This is a genomic window from Staphylococcus aureus, from assembly GCF_001027105.1.
Classification (GTDB): domain Bacteria; phylum Bacillota; class Bacilli; order Staphylococcales; family Staphylococcaceae; genus Staphylococcus; species Staphylococcus aureus.
In genome coordinates this window covers 481009-497808 of record NZ_CP011526.1, presented here as the reverse complement: position 1 = coordinate 497808, position 16800 = coordinate 481009, and the positions used below count along the sequence as shown (strand labels likewise).

Below are 16800 nucleotides of genomic sequence, written 5' to 3'. Positions count from 1 at the left end.
CTATTTACTAGTTATTAGTATGTACGTTTATTATCTTATCATTCACTGGATATTTTTATCAGAAAAATGTTTAATTTAACGCTCATATTTTTAAAAATATACATGGTAGAAAAAAAGAGCAAGTTATCTCAAAAAGATAACTCACTCTTTTAAATGACATTAATTAGTCATCGAATGAATATAAAGGTGTTGATAAGTAGCGTTCACCATTACTCGGCAATACTGTTACTACTGTTTTACCTTTTCCTAATTCTTTTGCTTTTTGAATGGCAGCATAAATCGCAGCACCTGATGAAATACCTGCTAAAATACCTTCCTCTTTAGCAACTCGACGAGACATTTCCATCGCTGTATCATTTCCTACTTTAATAATACTGTCATAGATTTCTGTATTCAAAGTGCCTGGAATAAATCCAGCACCTAAACCTTGTAATTTATGTGGACCTGGCTCACCACCGCTCAATACTGGAGAAGCCTCAGGCTCTATAGCAACAATTTCGATGTTAGGATATTCTTTTTTCAGAACTTTACCTACACCAGATAACGTACCACCAGTACCAACACCAGCTAGGAACGCATCGATAGTTTTCCCTTCAAATTGTTGTAATAACTCAGGACCTGTAGTTAACTCATGAACTTCAGGGTTCGCAGGGTTTTCAAATTGTTGTGGCTCGAAGTAACCATGTTCTTCTTTCAATTCTTTAGCTTTTTTAATTGCACCTTTCATCGCTTCTGATCCAGGCGTTAAAACTAATTCCGCACCGTATGCTTTTAATAAATTACGACGCTCTTGGCTCATTGTTTCGGGCATAGTAAATACTGCTTTATATCCTTTAGCAGCACATACAAATGCTAAACCGATACCTGTATTACCACTTGTTGGTTCTACAATTGTATCGCCAGGTTTAATTTTGCCTTCTCGCTCTGCTTTTTCAATCATTGCTAAAGCAATTCTATCCTTTACAGAACCACCTGGATTTTGATATTCCAATTTTACATAAACATCTGCTGCATTGTCATCTACTACATTTCTCAATTTGACTACCGGTGTACCGCCAATAATTTGAGTAATATTATCTACTGGTTTTTGTGCCATTAAGAACACTCCTTTTTAGTTAGTTGTTGAAATCTTAGTTTATTTATCGGATATAGAATTATTTTATCAAATAAATTCTAGAAAGCAAACAAAATCACTAAGGATTATACAACTATTTAGTTCTACATTTCACTAAACCGCTAAAAATAAACATTTTAGCGTATTGATTTAAATTAAATTACGCTAAACTTTCTAGCAACACGTTTAATTCTTCTTCAGTATATTTATATTTATTTCCACAGAAATGACATACTGCTTCAGCACCATGATCTTCTTTAATCATATTTTGAATCTCAGCCTCGCCCAATCCTTTAATAGCATTTAAAAATTTCTCATGACTACAATTACATTCAAATTGAACAGGCATTTTCTCTAAAATTTGCACATGGTCTTCACCTAAGATTTCGTTTAGTAATCCTTCTGGCGTTAATCCTTGTTCAATTAATTTAGAAACTGGTGTCATTTCACTAATTGCTTTTTCTAATTTTGAAATTGTTTCATCTTTGGCACCTGGCATAACTTGAATGATAAATCCTCCTGCTGCTTTAATCGTATTATCAGGATTTACCAATACACCAAGACCTACCGATGAAGGTGTTTGTTCACTTGTAGCATAATAATAAGTAAAATCTTCACCAAGTTCTCCTGAAACAATTGGACTTGCTCCAGAGAAATAGTCTTTCATTCCAACGTCTTTAACAACCATAATAGATCCATTTGTCCCTACCGCTCGTCTTACATCAAGTTTACCTTGCTCATTTAATGGAAAATGAGTTTGTGGATGGTCTACATAAGCACGCACCTCGCCTTTAGCATTTGCATCGGCAATAATTCGTCCAATAGGTCCTTGGCCATCTACAGTGACAGTTAATTTTTGATCACCTTTCAACATTGCGCCCATCATAGCTGTTGCTGTCATTGTTCTTCCCATTGCAGCAGATGCTGTCGGCCATGTATAATGTCTCGTTTGTGCTTCTTGAACAGTTTCAGTTGTCAAAGCAGCATAAGCCCTAATCTCTCCATCAAATGCTAATGCTTTAACAATATAATCGTGTGTCATTATTTCAATCTCCTCTATTACTCTATATTTAAAAAATTACTTTACTTCATAAAATGCAACAATTGTACTTATTCTACACCCATCATTCTAAATAATGAAGTAACTTGTTTTACAATTATTTTCTGCTATAACAATTCAACGACTTAAAATCTAATACGTATTTTCAAAAACGATAAAAGTACCTCTTTCTATAACTTTATCATAGAAAGAGGTACTGAATATAATCGATTATTTATTGTCTGGGTGATTTGGATCGTAAGGTTTTTCGATATTTGGGGCTTGTCGATGTGCTGGTTCATCTTTTTCATCAGATTTATCAGCTTCTTTTTTATCCTCAGCAATATCTTTTTCTTCTTTACGATCTTCACTTTCGTCACGTTGTCCATCTTCTAATTGCTCTTTACGAATCTCTTCATAAGATTTACCGAATTTACCATCATTAAATTCAGAATCTTCATCTTTAACAACTTTAGCTGCATCATAATCAATTTCAGGTAATTTACCTTCGTAGAATAATGATTGAATTTGTTCAGCAACTAATGTTTCTTCTGTTAATAATGTTTCAGCAATTAAAATTAATTGTTCTTTGTGCTCTAATAAAATTTGTTTACAACGTTCGTATTGTTCTTTAACGATTCGTTGAACTTCTTTATCAATTTCATATGCGATTTGGCTTGAATAATTAGGCTCACCTTGCATATCTTTACCTAAGAATACTTGACCATTGCTATGACCGAACTGTAATGGTCCTAATTTTTTACTCATACCATATTGCGTAACCATTGAGCGTGCGATTTGTGTTGCACGTTCGAAGTCATTTGAAGCACCTGTTGATACTTCGTTAAAGTTAATATCTTCTGATACACGTCCACCAAGTAAACCACAGATTTTATCTAATAACTCTTGTTCAGTCATTAAGAAACGATCTTGTTTAGGTAGCATCATTGCATAACCACCTGCTTGTCCACGTGGAACAATAGTAACTTTATGCACTACTTCTGCCTCATCAAGTACCATACCGATAATTGTATGACCAGCTTCGTGATGAGCAACAATATTACGTTCTTTCTTAGAAATAACTCGAGATTTCTTAGCAGGTCCGGCTATAACTCTATCCGTTGCCTCTTCGATATCTCTCATGTCAATTTTCTTTTTACCTTCACGTACAGCAATTAAAGATGCTTCATTTAATAAGTTCTCTAAATCAGCACCTGAGAAACCAGGTGTACGTTGTGAAATTGCTTTTAAATCAACCGTTTCATCAAGTGGTTTGTTTTTAGCATGAACATGAAGAATTGCTTCACGGCCTTTCACATCTGGACGACCAACTTGAATTTGTCTATCAAAACGACCTGGACGTAATAAGGCTGGGTCAAGGATATCAGGACGGTTTGTAGCAGCTATCATAATGATACCTTCATTTTCACCGAAACCATCCATTTCAACTAATAATTGGTTTAGGGTTTGTTCACGTTCATCATGACCGCCACCAACACCTGCACCACGTTGACGACCAACAGCATCAATCTCATCGATAAAGATGATACAAGGCGCGTTTTTCTTAGCATTATCGAATAAGTCACGAACACGGCTCGCACCAACACCAACAAACATCTCTACAAAGTCTGAACCACTAATAGAGAAGAATGGTGCGCCAGCTTCACCTGCAACCGCTCTAGCAAGTAATGTTTTACCAGTACCTGGAGGTCCAACAAGTAAGACACCTTTAGGAATCCTAGATCCCATTTCTTTGAATTTTTTATTATCTTTCAAGAAATCAACAATTTCAATTAATTCTTGTTTTTCTTCATCTGCCCCTGCTACATCAGAGAAACGAACACGACGTTTATTATTATCGTACATTTTTGCTTTAGATTTACCAAAGTTCATCATACGACCGCCACTACCGCCACCTTGTGCTTGGCTTAGGAAGAAAATAAATAATAACGCTATGACTACAACTGGAATTAATGTTGAAAGTATACTCACAAAGACACTTTGTTTTTCTTCTTCTTTAATCGTTAATTTTACACCGTTTTGCTTTTTAGCAGCATCAGTAATTTTTTGTAATTCTTTTTCGTTGTTATATAAAATAGTTGATGAATAGTCTTCATCATTTTTCGTTTTACCACTTACCATATAGACATTTTGTTGTGGTTGGATTTCTAAAGTTTTAAGGTCACCTTTTTCCAACTTCTCAGTAAATTGATTATATGTAAGCTGTTTCGGCATATTTCCATTACCGTTTAAATATGAAAATAGACCAAAAATAATAACGCCTATTATTACGATAACTAGCACATTGCGAAAAGCTTTCTGCATGCGTCATTTCCTCCTACTTCCCATAATAAAACTAACAAAAATTGTAACATATGACATGTTTTATAAGCTAGTAATTGAGCTTAACATCAATGTCATTCACACCCGTATTAGTTTTATCAATCTCTATATTTTTCAACTTTTCAAGACATATGTCTTGTCTAAAATTAAATATATATGAAATACATTTTTCATATTTTTGAGTCTACACTATTATTTCTCAAACGCATAGTAATAATAACTGAAATTGATTAAAAAATTAATTTGAATACACTTCAGGTTTTAACGTACCGATATATGGTAAGTTTCGGTATAATTCACGATAATCTAAACCGTAACCAACAACAAATTCATCTGGTATTTTTTTACCTACATACTTAGCTTCAATGTCCGCTTTACGACGGTTTGGTTTATCTAATAAAGTAACTATTTCTAATGAATTAACTTTTCTAGATTGTAATAATTCAGTAATTGACTTAAGTGTAGTACCAGTCTCTAAGATATCTTCAATAATTAATACGTCTTTATTTTCAATAGAAGAACCTAAATCTTTAATGATTTGAACTTCACCAGTTGACTCAGTGCCTCCGTGATAACTAGAAACATCCATGAAATCAATTGATAAATGGGTATCAATTCGTTTAATTAAATCTGACATAAACATTGCTGAGCCTTTTAAGATACCCACGCATACTAATGGTTTACCTTGATAATCCTTTGTTAATTGTGCTCCCAATTCCTTACAGATATTTTGAATATCTTCTTCAGTTAACAATACTTCTTTCAAATCATTATGCATAACGCTATTCATCTCCATTTTTACTAATTATAATCCATTTTTTTATTGTTTGTTGTTGATATAAATCTCCTACCGCAATAATGCGCTGTTGTTTATCCAATACGATTGGCATTTGATCCCGAACCCACTGTGGCACTTTACAATCTATAAACAGGCGATTCACTTTCTTATAACCATCGCGCCCATTCAGTTTAAATGTATCGCCACTTTGTCGTGTTCTCACTGTAAGCGGAAATAAACATTTTGGTAAATTAGAATGTATCTCTAATCGATATTTGTTAAAAATATAATTACCTGGCTTTTTAATTGTTTGAACTCTAAAATATGTATCGCCATTATTTTTAGCCATTATTATTAATTTACCATATGCGATTTGAATTATCCATTTATCCGTGAGATTAATACTGAATTGTGCTTTCTTACTACTAAATTGTTTAAACCACTCTTCGTATGTTTTAGCACTAATATTAAACAACTCATAATACTTTGATAATAGGCAGTCCAACACAACCATCTTTAATGAGTTTGGTAAGTTATTAAAAGCTTGTCTAGAAACCTCTAAATATTTTGACTGTTCATCAAACTTCACAAATTCTTGAATAAATTGTTTAGCTGAATATTGCAAAATATCATATTGTTCATCATGCCATTGTTTTAATTTTAATAAATGCGATACTTTAAGTTGATTATTTTCATCAATAGCTGGAATAATTCTATTACGAATATCATTTCTAACATATTTGTTATCTTTATTAGATTCATCTTCAAAATATGGAATATGATATCTCTCTTGGAATTGTTTTATTTCTTTTTTAGAGACAGCTAAAAGTGGTCGATAAATCTGATAACCTTTTCGCTTCGATAACTCATCAAATCCTAGTTTATTACGTGTTGATTTCCCATTAAAAATACGATACATAATAGTTTCTAATTGATCGTCCAAATGATGCGCCGTTAGCAATACATCCGCTTCTAATACATTCATCATTTCATCAAACCATTCGTAACGTTTAATTCGAGCTTCATTCTGAATGCTGTTATTTCGGTCGAGACTATGCGACAAATCTAACTTTTTGATATGTAAATCGATGTGATGACGTTCGCAGTATGCTTCTAAAAATCTGGCTTCCTCAATTGAAGCTGACCTAACGCCATGATTGACATGTAAGCATGTTAGTTTTCTATAACTATCTTTATAATCATTTAGTAGTTGATACAATAAACACATACTATCAATACCTGTAGAAACAGCGACAACAATATGGTCATCAACATGCCAACCATTACTATTTAACTGCATAACATCACCTCACTTTTACAATTTTCAAAAATGGTATAAGTCTTAGTTATATCATTACAAATAAAAGAGACTGCTCCTTATTTAAGAAACAGTCTTAGATTGTCTAACGCTGCAATCGATTATTCGATACGCATCATTCTAAATATATTCCTTATCGAAACAGTCTTTATTTATTTTAATTAACGTCTTGAACCTTTGCCACCGCGTCTAGATTCTGTTTGACGTTTGATTGAAGTTAATTTATCTTCACTATCTTTTAAGAAATTGCTTAATTTCTTTTCAAAATCTTCGGCTTTTTGCACTGGTTTTTGATGACTTGGTTTACTCGTATGTTGTCTACGTGGACGGTCTTTAGCTTTCTTAATTGAAAGACTAATTTTTCCATCATCAGCAATAGATAATACTTTTACGTCTACTTCATCACCAACAGAAAGGTGCTCTTCTACGTTTTCAACATAATTATCTGCGACTTCACTAATGTGAACTAAACCACTTTTTCCTTCAGGTAATTCTACGAATGCACCAAACTTTTTAATACCAGTGACTTTACCTTTAAGCTTATTTCCAACTTCGATTGACATATGTTAAATAAATCCTCCCGATTTGATTCGATTTTCCCTTATTATATCCTTGTTTGGATTTTTTCACAATGTCTATACTCGGATAATTTTGAATCAATTTGGATTTATTTTTTCGAAGATTTTGAGCTAGACGAATCTTTGTCTTCTGGCAACCTAAAAATCACTTCACCTTTGTTGCTTAAGTAATAATCATCACGCGCAATTTTTTCAATGTAATCTTTGTCATTCAGATTATTCAACTTTTCTTTTAACGCAATTTCTTCATTTTGTTGCTTTTGAAACTGTGCTTCTTTCGCTTTTCGCTCCTGTGCATCAATATCATTGCGATGTTTTTGGACAACAAGCAAGATTGATAAAACAACAATTATCGCAAGTAATACGCCCGCAAATACTGTAATACGCCTACGAACAACACGCATTTTCATTTTTTGACGTTGTTTTTTCTTGTTCTCTTGCGACGTGTACTGATTTTCTATATGTTCTACTTTATTTTTCATTGCTTGTCACCTCCAATTTACGCTTCTTCAAGTCGACGCTCTTCAATGATTTCATACATACCCTTCGCGTTATCTTTAGATGCATGTTCATTTAATGCAGTTACTTTAACTGTTACTAATTTTTGACCAAAGCGAATCGTCAGCACATCTTCAACTTTAACATCCGATCCAGCTTTAGCAACATTACCATTTATTGTAATTCTACCTTGATCACTTACTTCTTTTGCTAGCGTACGTCGCTTTATTAACCGTGATACTTTTAAATATTTATCTAATCTCATGTATTACTCTCCCCTTTTTCTAGCCACTGCTTTAACGCGGCCTCATCAAATGACTTATCCTTCGTCTTCTCATATAAATTTAAAAAATGCTCTGCAAATACTTTTTCAAATTTAACTCTTGGCTGTTTACCTTCAGCATCTTTCGCCTTAGACCAAATTTCTTTTAAGTCATCGATAGTTTCAGCATTGGCATCACCAAATATGTGTGGGTGTCTACGAATCATTTTAGCATTAAGACTTGTAATCACTTCTTTAATGTCGATATACCCTTCTTTTTTACCAATACTAGTATGCAATAACACTTGTAATAAAATATCTCCTAGTTCTTCAATCATATGCCAATCATCTTCATTGTCAATAGCTTCGAACAATTCAAATGTTTCTTCAAGTAAATAACGCTTTAGCGTTTCATGCGTTTGCACTTTATCCCATGGACAACCTTTATCTTCATCAACTAAAGTATCAATCACTTCCGTTGCAAAATCAAAGTCATGATACAAATATGTCGATGTTATGATTTTTGGTACGAATACACTCGTCAAATTATTGAATGCATTTTCATCATGATCCAATTCATATAATGGGCATGTCACAACGTTATCCGCACCATCGCTTCGTGCACCAGTGACAATTTGAACAGGGTAATCATCAGGATATCGTTCCATTAAAGTGATTTTCAAATTAGCAGCAACCATTGCACTATAAACTTGCGTAATCAATGTATGCGTTCTAACATTAAGTGTTACTTCTTGTAATGATGTCGCATCTAACAGTGTGAAGCCATCATTTGGATCTACATTAACTGCTTCAAACACATCATCAATAAAGCTTTTCCCACCTAAAACTTTCACATCTATATCAGTATTGTCCTTTGCTAAAGCCAGTAATTTCACTGTAGTTGTCTCAGCAACTCTAGGATGACCCGGAACCGCATAGACAATATCTTTTTCATTAGCAGCTTCAACCAATTGCGCCACAATATCAATATAGACATCTTCAAATTGGTTATGTGCTTCATAAACATGGTCAAAACTCTGAAATGTTAATTCATCTTGCAATGATTCTATAACTGGATGATCTAACGTTCTTGCATAAACTTTATCTTGTGTCTTTAAAAATTTATATATCCCTAGCGGCAAATCATCAATGCCATAGTTTCCTAAGCCAACAATCGTAATGGTATGTGCCATCAACGTCTTCCTTTCTTAATTTGATACAACTTTGAACCAAATGGTAAATAAGTTAACTCTTTATATGTCAAAACATTAAATCTAAAAATATAGAAAAACAATGCAATGATACCTAATACTGCTGCACATAATAATTCAATGAGTCCAGTGATTCTACCGTGTGTTGTCACTATGTTTAACACGCATTGAACAACAATCGACATAAATACCATACCTAAAACAACATTGATAAAAAATCGTCTCATCGCATATAAGTGGTATTTTCTCGTGACAGCAATATGGATAATCGTACCGAATATAATTAATGATACAACAGTACTAATGCTCGCACCAATAATGCCACTTAAACGAATCAAAATGATATTAAGTATAAATTTAATAACCAATCCTGCCGTCATACCAACAAAAATAGGTCTCACAGCATGTTGCGCTTGTAATAATGCCATATCCATCATAATTAACGATACACAAATGACCGTAATCATATAAACACTTAACGTTAAGGTTAAATCATTCGTCTTAAAAAACACACCGTTCATTAAAGGCAATAAATTAATTAATCCTATTCCCGCTGCTGTACTTATTAAAATCGTAATCTTTAATGACGCATTTGCATAACGATTCATAAGTACCTGATTATTCATTTTGATTGCGTCACTTAACAGAGGAATGAGCGCAAAACTAAATGTTGTAGTTACAATCAATCCCATCTGAATAAATGATGCACCACGGTCATAGACTCCTTTTTCAGTTATGGCAACATCGAATGGCACGCGTATCGCTTGAAGTGACTTAATAATAGTAACACTATCAATCACTTGCCATAAAATTACGATTAATTGACTGATAGCGAAAATCAAAACCGAAAGTGCGAACTGTTTCCAAACGATCTTTGCAGTGTTATTTACCATTTTAAACTTAAAAGGTCGGTGCGCTACTAAATAAATTGAAGAACCTAAAAAACCTATCGTTGATGCTAAAATAGCAATTGTTCCCGCTTCATATATCGTCCAACCTCTGTCTACAAAAATAACAATAGTAACAATGATAATACCTACTCGTATAACTTGTTCTATAACCTGGGAAATAGCCGGAACTGTCATATTATTTGCAGATTGATAATAACCTCTTAACACGCCAAGCATACCTATAAATATAAAGCTTAAACTTGCAGCTTGAATCATTGGTGTTAAATGGCCATCACCCATCATATGTGCAATATTGTTCGCAAACACAAAAATAGCAATAAATAATAATATACCAACTAATTGTATATAAGCGACTGCTTTTGCATATGCTTCGTCACTATGATACTTCCCTATATTTTGTGTAATTGCACTAGGAATGGCATTCATCGATAATATCATTCCTAATGCTACAATTGGATACACTTGTTGATATGCATACAAACCTGTATCGCCTAATATATTTTGATATGGAATTCGATATACAGCACTCAGAATTTTAATGACAATTAATGCAGCAGTTAACACGACAACGCCATTAAATGCTTCTTTATGCTTCATCACTGATTCTCATACTTTCTTCAATGCACTTAACTAAAAACTTCAAACTATCAAGCCATTGATTTTGTTTCGTTAAAGTAATTGTCATTGCATTATTTTGAACACCAACCTTCATTGTTCTACCTAAAGGTTGTGTTGCTTTGAACAGCACTTCGCCATCAATATTTTCAGTGGCTTTTACAGATAAATGAATATCAATTATTTTCCCTTTATCTTTAATCAACGTGATACCTGAATGTAATGCGTGTACTTTTATTTCCACTATATCAAGCAAACGTGCTACTTCAACAGGATAATCATTGAAACGATCAATTAATTCATCTTTAATGTCGATAATTTGATCAAATGTTTCAGTTTTTCGTAGCTTTTTATAAATTTCAATTTTAGCTTGTTCATTTGCAATATATTCTGTTGGCAAATATGCATCCAAGTTTAAATCAACTTCGACTTCTGGCACCTCAGATTCTGGTTCCTTAATACCACGTTTTTCATTTACAGCTTCTTCTAACATTTGACTGTACAAATCAAATCCAACTGTATCAATAAAGCCGTGCTGTTGTTTACCTAACAAATTACCAGCACCACGAATGTTCAAATCACGCATCGCAATCTTAAATCCTGAGCCTAACTCCGTAAATTCTTTAATCGCTTGTAATCGATCTTCTGCAGTCTCAGTTAGTACCTTATTTGCTGGATGTAAGAAGTATGCATAACCAATACGACTTGAACGACCAACACGACCTCTTAATTGATACAACTGACTCAATCCAAAGCGATCTGCATCTTCAATGATCAAAGTATTTGCATTTGGGACATCGACACCTGTTTCAATAATCGTCGTCGTTACTAAAATATCATATTCATTATTGATAAAACTTAACATCGTTTCTTCTAAATCGCGCTCTGTCATTTGTCCATGAGCAACTGCAATGTTAGCATCTGGCATTAACATCTGGAGTTGTTCTCGTTTTTCATAAATGGATTGCACTTTATTATAAAGATAAAACACTTGGCCATCACGGGATAGTTCTCTTTCTAAAGCTTCTTTGATAAAACTCATGTTCTGTTCTAATACATATGTTTGAACTGGGAAACGATTTTCTGGCGGCGTTTCAATCACTGACAAATCCCGCACACCTAGCATACTCATATGCAATGTTCTAGGTATTGGGGTTGCAGTCAATGTTAGTACATCTACATTATGTTTTAATGTTTTAATACGCTCTTTATGGCGTACACCAAATCGTTGTTCTTCATCTACAATCAACAGCCCTAAATCTTTATACTGTATATCTTTACTAAGTAATTTGTGTGTACCAACAACTATGTCAACAAATCCAGTTTTAAGTCCTTCCTTAGTTTGTTTTATCTCTTTAGGCGTTCTAAAACGACTCATTAATTGAATTTCAACAGGAAAATCTTGCATACGCTCAATTAACGTCTCATAATGTTGCTGAGCTAAAATAGTTGTAGGAACTAAAAATGCAACCTGCTTTCCTTCCATTACAGCTTTGAATGCTGCTCTCACTGCAACTTCAGTTTTACCATAACCAACATCACCACATAGCAAGCGATCCATTGGACGCGATTTTTGCATGTCATCTTTAATTTCATCGATAGATTTAGCTTGGTCAGGCGTAAGTTCATATGGAAAATCTAATTCAAATGTTGTTTGCTCAGCTGTGTCTTCCCCATATTGATAACCTTCTGCCATTTCTCTTTCTTTATATAAATCAATCAACTCTTCAGCAATATCTTCAACACTTTGTTGAACTTTAGCTTTTGTTTTTTTCCATTCACTGCCACCGAGTTTATTTAATTTTGGCGTCTTATCTTCCGAAGCTACATATTTTTGAACTTGATCCATTTGATCTACTGGAACAAATAGTTGATCCGTACCTTTATATTGCAATTTAATATAATCACGATGCGTTTGCCCCACTTCGAGCGTCTCAACACCTAAATATCTACCAACACCATGATGCACATGAACAATATAATCTCCCACATTTAAATCTTGGTAAGACTTAATTTTTTCAGCATTTGAGATAGCTTTCGTACGTTTTCGTTGCTTTTTCTGTTTTGATTTAAAAAGCTCACGCTCAGTAATGACAACTAATCCCATATCAGGTAGTTCAAATCCTTCAGATAAACTGCCTTCAATAATCACTGCTTGCCCCGATGACATTGAGCGATGCAATTTTGTTATTGATGGAATATGCATTTCACTTAACATCGCTTGCATACGTTCAACTTTAGTTTCGGTTTCGACCAAAACCACGATATGATAGTTTTGATTAACATATCGTTGAAATTCAGAACGCATAATGTCATATTGCCCATAAAATTGTTGGACAGGTTTACATGAAAATTTAATAATATGATTTAGTTTTATCGGCATTGTTGTAGCGAATAATGAAAAATAAGTGACAGGATAGCCTTCAATCAATGTTTCAAAATCATCATATTTTATAAAACTTTGTCCTATAAATCCATTACCACTTTCAATAATATTGCTAATAAACGAATCAGACTCTACTGTTAAACTTTCTTCAGTTTCTTTAATACGATTAAATTCATCAACTGCAATGATTGCATCTTTTTGGAAATACTCAATAATTGTCGAAGGTGTTTCATACATAAACGCTACTAAGCGACGTAGTATTTGATGATCAAAGTATGTACTTTCGAATAATTTAAAGCTTTCATACGTTTCTTTCAAATCATTGCGCACTGATTTATCTATTTTGGGTCTTGTATTTTCATATGCAGTTTTTAACTCTTCTTTAAGATGGCTGATCACTTCTTCAGTAATGATATAATCACTTGCAGTTGTGATATCGACTTCTTCAACATTATCTTTGGAACGCTGCGTTTCAACATCAAAATCCCGAATAGAATCAATTTCGGTATCAAATAGCTCAATTCTGATTGGTTCCCCAATTAGCGGAAAGATATCGATAATACCTCCTCGCAATGAGAATTCACCAATATGCGATACCACGGATTCCCGTTTGTACCCCATATTAACTAATTTGTTAAGAAATTGGTCCACATCGATATCCTCACCAACACGCAATGTCATTTGGTGATTTTGCCACATTTCAACAGGAGTTAACCACTTTTTCAAACCATTTAAAGGAACGATAAATAACCCTTTCTTACCTTGAGCTAACGCAGTTAAAGTTCTAATACGTTCACTCATCAGTTGAGGGCTTTGTGTTGAAAACTCTTCGGTCATAATATCTTGCACAGGATACTTATACAATTCTTCAGCATCTATAAATTGAAGTAAATCTGTTTCTAATTTATCTGCTTGGTATAAATTATTGGTAATTAATAATAACTGTTGATTACTTTGTGCATATTTTTCAGCAATCATCGTCACTTTAGCTGACGGGGAAAGACCAGTTACTAGTGTGTTTGCTTGTCCAAATACCTGATTAAGGTCTTGAAAATGATTATCTTCTTTTATAAGCGTTGTCAATATTGTCATTATTTCACTTCACCATTAAATTCATTCATAACATGGTCAAATCGTGATGTTTCAACAAACTTTTCAATTGCGCGTGCTGCGTGTTCGATAACTTTTTCCATCGTTACCATTTCATCATTTGAAAAGCGTTGTAAAACATAATCAGGTACCGTCATACCATTCGTTGGTCTTCCCACACCAATACGAATACGTTTAAATTGGTCTGTACCAAGCATTTTAATAATTGATTTCATACCATTGTGACCGCCCGCACTTCCTTTTTGTCTTAAGCGAACTTGTCCTTGTTCTAAATCTAAATCATCATATAAGACAATTAAATCTTCTGGATTAACATTGTAATAATCCATAATCGGTGCAACTGCTTCACCTGACAAATTCATCATTGTCATTGGTTCGATAAATAACACTTTATCGCCGTTCATTCGTTCAATTGTATATGCACCTTTAAACTTTTGTTTATCTAATGAAAAATTATTTTTCTCTAAAATATAATCAACGACTTCAAAGCCGATATTATGTCTTGTAAGTTCAAAACGTTTACCTATATTACCTAGACCTACAATACATTTCATGCGTGTTTACCTCCAACATAATTGTTTCATTTATTATTATAATGACAACATCCATTTTCCGCCATTGCCATCAATTATCATTATTCTTTAGCTTAGTAAGTATGTATTTTAAAATCGAGTACATTAAAATTTTTATGATGTATCATTGTTGAGTTTAATGTCTTTTACTCACTAAAATTAATTAAACTTTAGTACAAAGTAATAAAGTTTAATTAAGCTTTATAATAACACAAAAAGCACCATGCTTATATTAAAATAAGCACAGTGCTTGTTAAACAAAGTATAAAAACTTTAATGTAACAGATTAAAATTACTCTTCAGTTTTTTCTTCGTCTTCTTTGCTTTCGCCAACAACTTCTGGTTCTTCAGTTTGTTGTTCGCCTTCCATAGCTTCGATTTCTTCTTCAGTTGGTTCTTCAGTTGGAGCAACTACTGTTACTACTGATTCAGCTGAATCGTTTTCGATTTTGAAGTCGCCAGTTACTTTAACATCAGCAACAGTTAAGCTGTCGTTAATGTTTAATTCAGTAATGTCTACTTCGATTGCTTCTGGAATATTGTCTGGAGTAGCAGTTACTTCTAAGTTGAATAATGGTTGTTCAACTACGCCGCCTTCTTTAGCGCCTACTGCTTCACCAACTAATTGAACTGGTACTTCAACAGTACGTTCTTCACTCATATTGATTGCTAAGAAGTCAATGTGAGTAATTTGGTTTTTAAGTGGATCGAATTGGTAGTCTGCAACCATAACTTTGATAGTTTTAGAACCAACGCCTAATTCGATAACACCGTTACGACCTACTTCACGGATAACTTTGATGAATTCTACTTCATCAACTTTAACTGACACGTTTTTAGTACCGTAACCGTATACTACTGCTGGTACTTTACCAGATTTTCTTAATTGTTTAAGATCTGAACGTGTTTGTTTACCTTGACGGATGATTGACTTTAATGAAGCCATTCTCATTTCCACCTTTCATTTTTGCTCAAAACGAGCACCTCACTTACCCATCAACATCATCGTTGCTTGCAAGTGTTTATTTATTCGTATAATCACGAACGAAACTATTATACACGTTTGGAATATGTTCGTCAAACGCCTTTTAAATATTAGTCAAATAATACGCTAACTGATTCTCTTTCGTATACACGAATGATAGCTTGTGCGATTAAACCAGCAACAGATAATTCTTTAGTGTTAGATGGTTTGCGATCTTCATCTAAATGAATTGAGTTTGTTACGATTAATTCTTTTATAGCAGAATTTTCGATACGTTCTTTAGCCGGTCCTGATAAAACAGGGTGTGTACAACAAGCATATACTTCTTTAGCACCTTTATCTTTTAATGCTTGTGCAGCTAAAGTGATTGTACCTGCTGTATCAATAATATCGTCAATAATAATTGCCGTACGTCCTTCAATCTCACCAACAATGTTCATCACTTCAGCAACATTTGGTCTAGGACGACGTTTATCTATAATTGCAATTGGAGTTTTTAAAATGTCAGCTAATTTACGTGCACGTGTAACGCCGCCATGGTCTGGTGAAACAACGACACATTCTTCTGGGTTAATATTCGGATCATCTTTGAAATGTTTAGCAAGAATTGGCACACCCATTAAGTGGTCAATTGGAATATCAAAGAATCCTTGAATTTGTGGTGCATGTAAGTCTAACGCAATCATACGAGTTGCGCCAGCTGTTTCGATTAAGTTTGCAACTAATTTAGCAGTGATTGGCTCACGGCTACGGGCTTTTCTATCTTGTCTTGCATATCCATAATATGGCACTACAATATTGATTGTTGCTGCAGAAGCACGTTTACAAGCATCAATCATAATTAATAATTCCATTAAATGTAGATTCACAGGATATGATGTTGGTTGAATAATAAATACGTCACAACCACGAATACTCTCTTCGATATTAATTTGAATTTCTCCATCACTAAAACGTTTAACTGAACATTTACCTAGTTCAATTCCTACTTGGTCAGCAACTTCTTGCGCTAATGCTTCGTTTCCTTTCAATGAAAAAATCTTTAATGACGAATTCTTATATTCATTATTTAACATTTAT

Annotated in this window: 14 protein-coding genes; all 14 read right to left on the bottom strand. The window is 33.7% G+C overall.

Annotation, left to right across the window (positions count from 1 at the left end; genetic code table 11):
* Window positions 1-163: 163 nt before the first annotated feature.
* A complete protein-coding gene (gene cysK, locus AA076_RS02370) occupies window positions 164-1096 on the bottom strand; it encodes a cysteine synthase A (protein WP_000057594.1) in 933 nt (310 codons plus the stop codon).
* A 178-nt stretch (window positions 1097-1274) separates the two neighbouring features.
* Complete coding sequence (gene hslO, locus AA076_RS02365) at window positions 1275-2156, bottom strand: Hsp33 family molecular chaperone HslO (protein ID WP_000148605.1); 882 nt, start codon at window positions 2154-2156, stop codon at window positions 1275-1277.
* A 228-nt stretch (window positions 2157-2384) separates the two neighbouring features.
* Entirely contained in the window at window positions 2385-4478 is a 2094-nt protein-coding gene (gene ftsH, locus AA076_RS02360; RefSeq protein ID WP_001167888.1) for an ATP-dependent zinc metalloprotease FtsH, read from the bottom strand.
* A 256-nt stretch (window positions 4479-4734) separates the two neighbouring features.
* The gene (gene hpt, locus AA076_RS02355) at window positions 4735-5274 is read right to left on the bottom strand and encodes a hypoxanthine phosphoribosyltransferase (protein WP_000551283.1); all 540 of its coding nucleotides are present in this window, start codon (window positions 5272-5274) and stop codon (window positions 4735-4737) included.
* 4 nt (window positions 5275-5278) lie between these two features.
* A complete protein-coding gene (tilS, locus tag AA076_RS02350; protein ID WP_001176715.1) occupies window positions 5279-6574 on the bottom strand; it encodes a tRNA lysidine(34) synthetase TilS in 1296 nt (431 codons plus the stop codon).
* A 179-nt stretch (window positions 6575-6753) separates the two neighbouring features.
* Window positions 6754-7155, bottom strand: coding sequence for a S1 domain-containing RNA-binding protein (locus tag AA076_RS02345; RefSeq protein WP_000021445.1), 402 nt, complete (start codon window positions 7153-7155; stop codon window positions 6754-6756).
* A 104-nt stretch (window positions 7156-7259) separates the two neighbouring features.
* Window positions 7260-7652, bottom strand: a complete 393-nt coding sequence (gene divIC, locus AA076_RS02340) for a cell division protein DivIC (protein ID WP_000792417.1) — start codon at window positions 7650-7652, stop codon at window positions 7260-7262.
* Window positions 7653-7669: 17 nt separating this feature from the next.
* Window positions 7670-7933: an RNA-binding S4 domain-containing protein gene (locus AA076_RS02335; protein WP_001234988.1), complete on the bottom strand. Its 264-nt coding sequence runs from the start codon at window positions 7931-7933 to the stop codon at window positions 7670-7672.
* Window positions 7930-9123 (bottom strand): MazG nucleotide pyrophosphohydrolase domain-containing protein, encoded by a 1194-nt coding sequence (locus tag AA076_RS02330; protein WP_000951450.1) that lies wholly within the window; start codon window positions 9121-9123, stop codon window positions 7930-7932. The genes AA076_RS02335 and AA076_RS02330 overlap by 4 nt, the downstream gene beginning before the upstream one ends.
* Window positions 9123-10649, bottom strand: coding sequence for a polysaccharide biosynthesis protein (locus AA076_RS02325; protein WP_000680733.1), 1527 nt, complete (start codon window positions 10647-10649; stop codon window positions 9123-9125). Before AA076_RS02325 ends, AA076_RS02330 begins: the two co-directional genes overlap by 1 nt.
* Entirely contained in the window at window positions 10639-14145 is a 3507-nt protein-coding gene (gene mfd / locus AA076_RS02320; RefSeq protein ID WP_000154228.1) for a transcription-repair coupling factor, read from the bottom strand. The genes AA076_RS02325 and mfd overlap by 11 nt, the downstream gene beginning before the upstream one ends.
* Window positions 14145-14717 (bottom strand): aminoacyl-tRNA hydrolase, encoded by a 573-nt coding sequence (gene pth / locus AA076_RS02315; RefSeq protein WP_000649791.1) that lies wholly within the window; start codon window positions 14715-14717, stop codon window positions 14145-14147. Before pth ends, mfd begins: the two co-directional genes overlap by 1 nt.
* 310 nt (window positions 14718-15027) lie before the next feature.
* Entirely contained in the window at window positions 15028-15681 is a 654-nt protein-coding gene (locus AA076_RS02310; RefSeq protein WP_000157650.1) for a 50S ribosomal protein L25/general stress protein Ctc, read from the bottom strand.
* 149 nt (window positions 15682-15830) lie between these two features.
* A complete protein-coding gene (locus AA076_RS02300; protein WP_000933774.1) occupies window positions 15831-16796 on the bottom strand; it encodes a ribose-phosphate diphosphokinase in 966 nt (321 codons plus the stop codon).
* Window positions 16797-16800: the final 4 nt, after the last annotated feature.

Bases quoted from the DNA above. Each gene is read 5' to 3' on its own strand.
- tilS (WP_001176715.1), bottom strand. From the start codon at position 6,574: ATGCAGTTAAATAGTAATGGTTGGCATGTTGATGACCATATTGTTGTC.
- pth (WP_000649791.1), bottom strand. From the start codon at position 14,717: ATGAAATGTATTGTAGGTCTAGGTAATATAGGTAAACGTTTTGAACTT.
- ftsH (WP_001167888.1), bottom strand. From the start codon at position 4,478: ATGCAGAAAGCTTTTCGCAATGTGCTAGTTATCGTAATAATAGGCGTT.
- AA076_RS02345 (WP_000021445.1), bottom strand. From the start codon at position 7,155: ATGTCAATCGAAGTTGGAAATAAGCTTAAAGGTAAAGTCACTGGTATT.
- AA076_RS02310 (WP_000157650.1), bottom strand. From the start codon at position 15,681: ATGGCTTCATTAAAGTCAATCATCCGTCAAGGTAAACAAACACGTTCA.
- mfd (WP_000154228.1), bottom strand. From the start codon at position 14,145: ATGACAATATTGACAACGCTTATAAAAGAAGATAATCATTTTCAAGAC.
- AA076_RS02300 (WP_000933774.1), bottom strand. From the start codon at position 16,796: ATGTTAAATAATGAATATAAGAATTCGTCATTAAAGATTTTTTCATTG.
- AA076_RS02335 (WP_001234988.1), bottom strand. From the start codon at position 7,933: ATGAGATTAGATAAATATTTAAAAGTATCACGGTTAATAAAGCGACGT.
- hslO (WP_000148605.1), bottom strand. From the start codon at position 2,156: ATGACACACGATTATATTGTTAAAGCATTAGCATTTGATGGAGAGATT.
- cysK (WP_000057594.1), bottom strand. From the start codon at position 1,096: ATGGCACAAAAACCAGTAGATAATATTACTCAAATTATTGGCGGTACA.
- AA076_RS02330 (WP_000951450.1), bottom strand. From the start codon at position 9,123: ATGGCACATACCATTACGATTGTTGGCTTAGGAAACTATGGCATTGAT.
- divIC (WP_000792417.1), bottom strand. From the start codon at position 7,652: ATGAAAAATAAAGTAGAACATATAGAAAATCAGTACACGTCGCAAGAG.
- hpt (WP_000551283.1), bottom strand. From the start codon at position 5,274: ATGCATAATGATTTGAAAGAAGTATTGTTAACTGAAGAAGATATTCAA.
- AA076_RS02325 (WP_000680733.1), bottom strand. From the start codon at position 10,649: ATGAAGCATAAAGAAGCATTTAATGGCGTTGTCGTGTTAACTGCTGCA.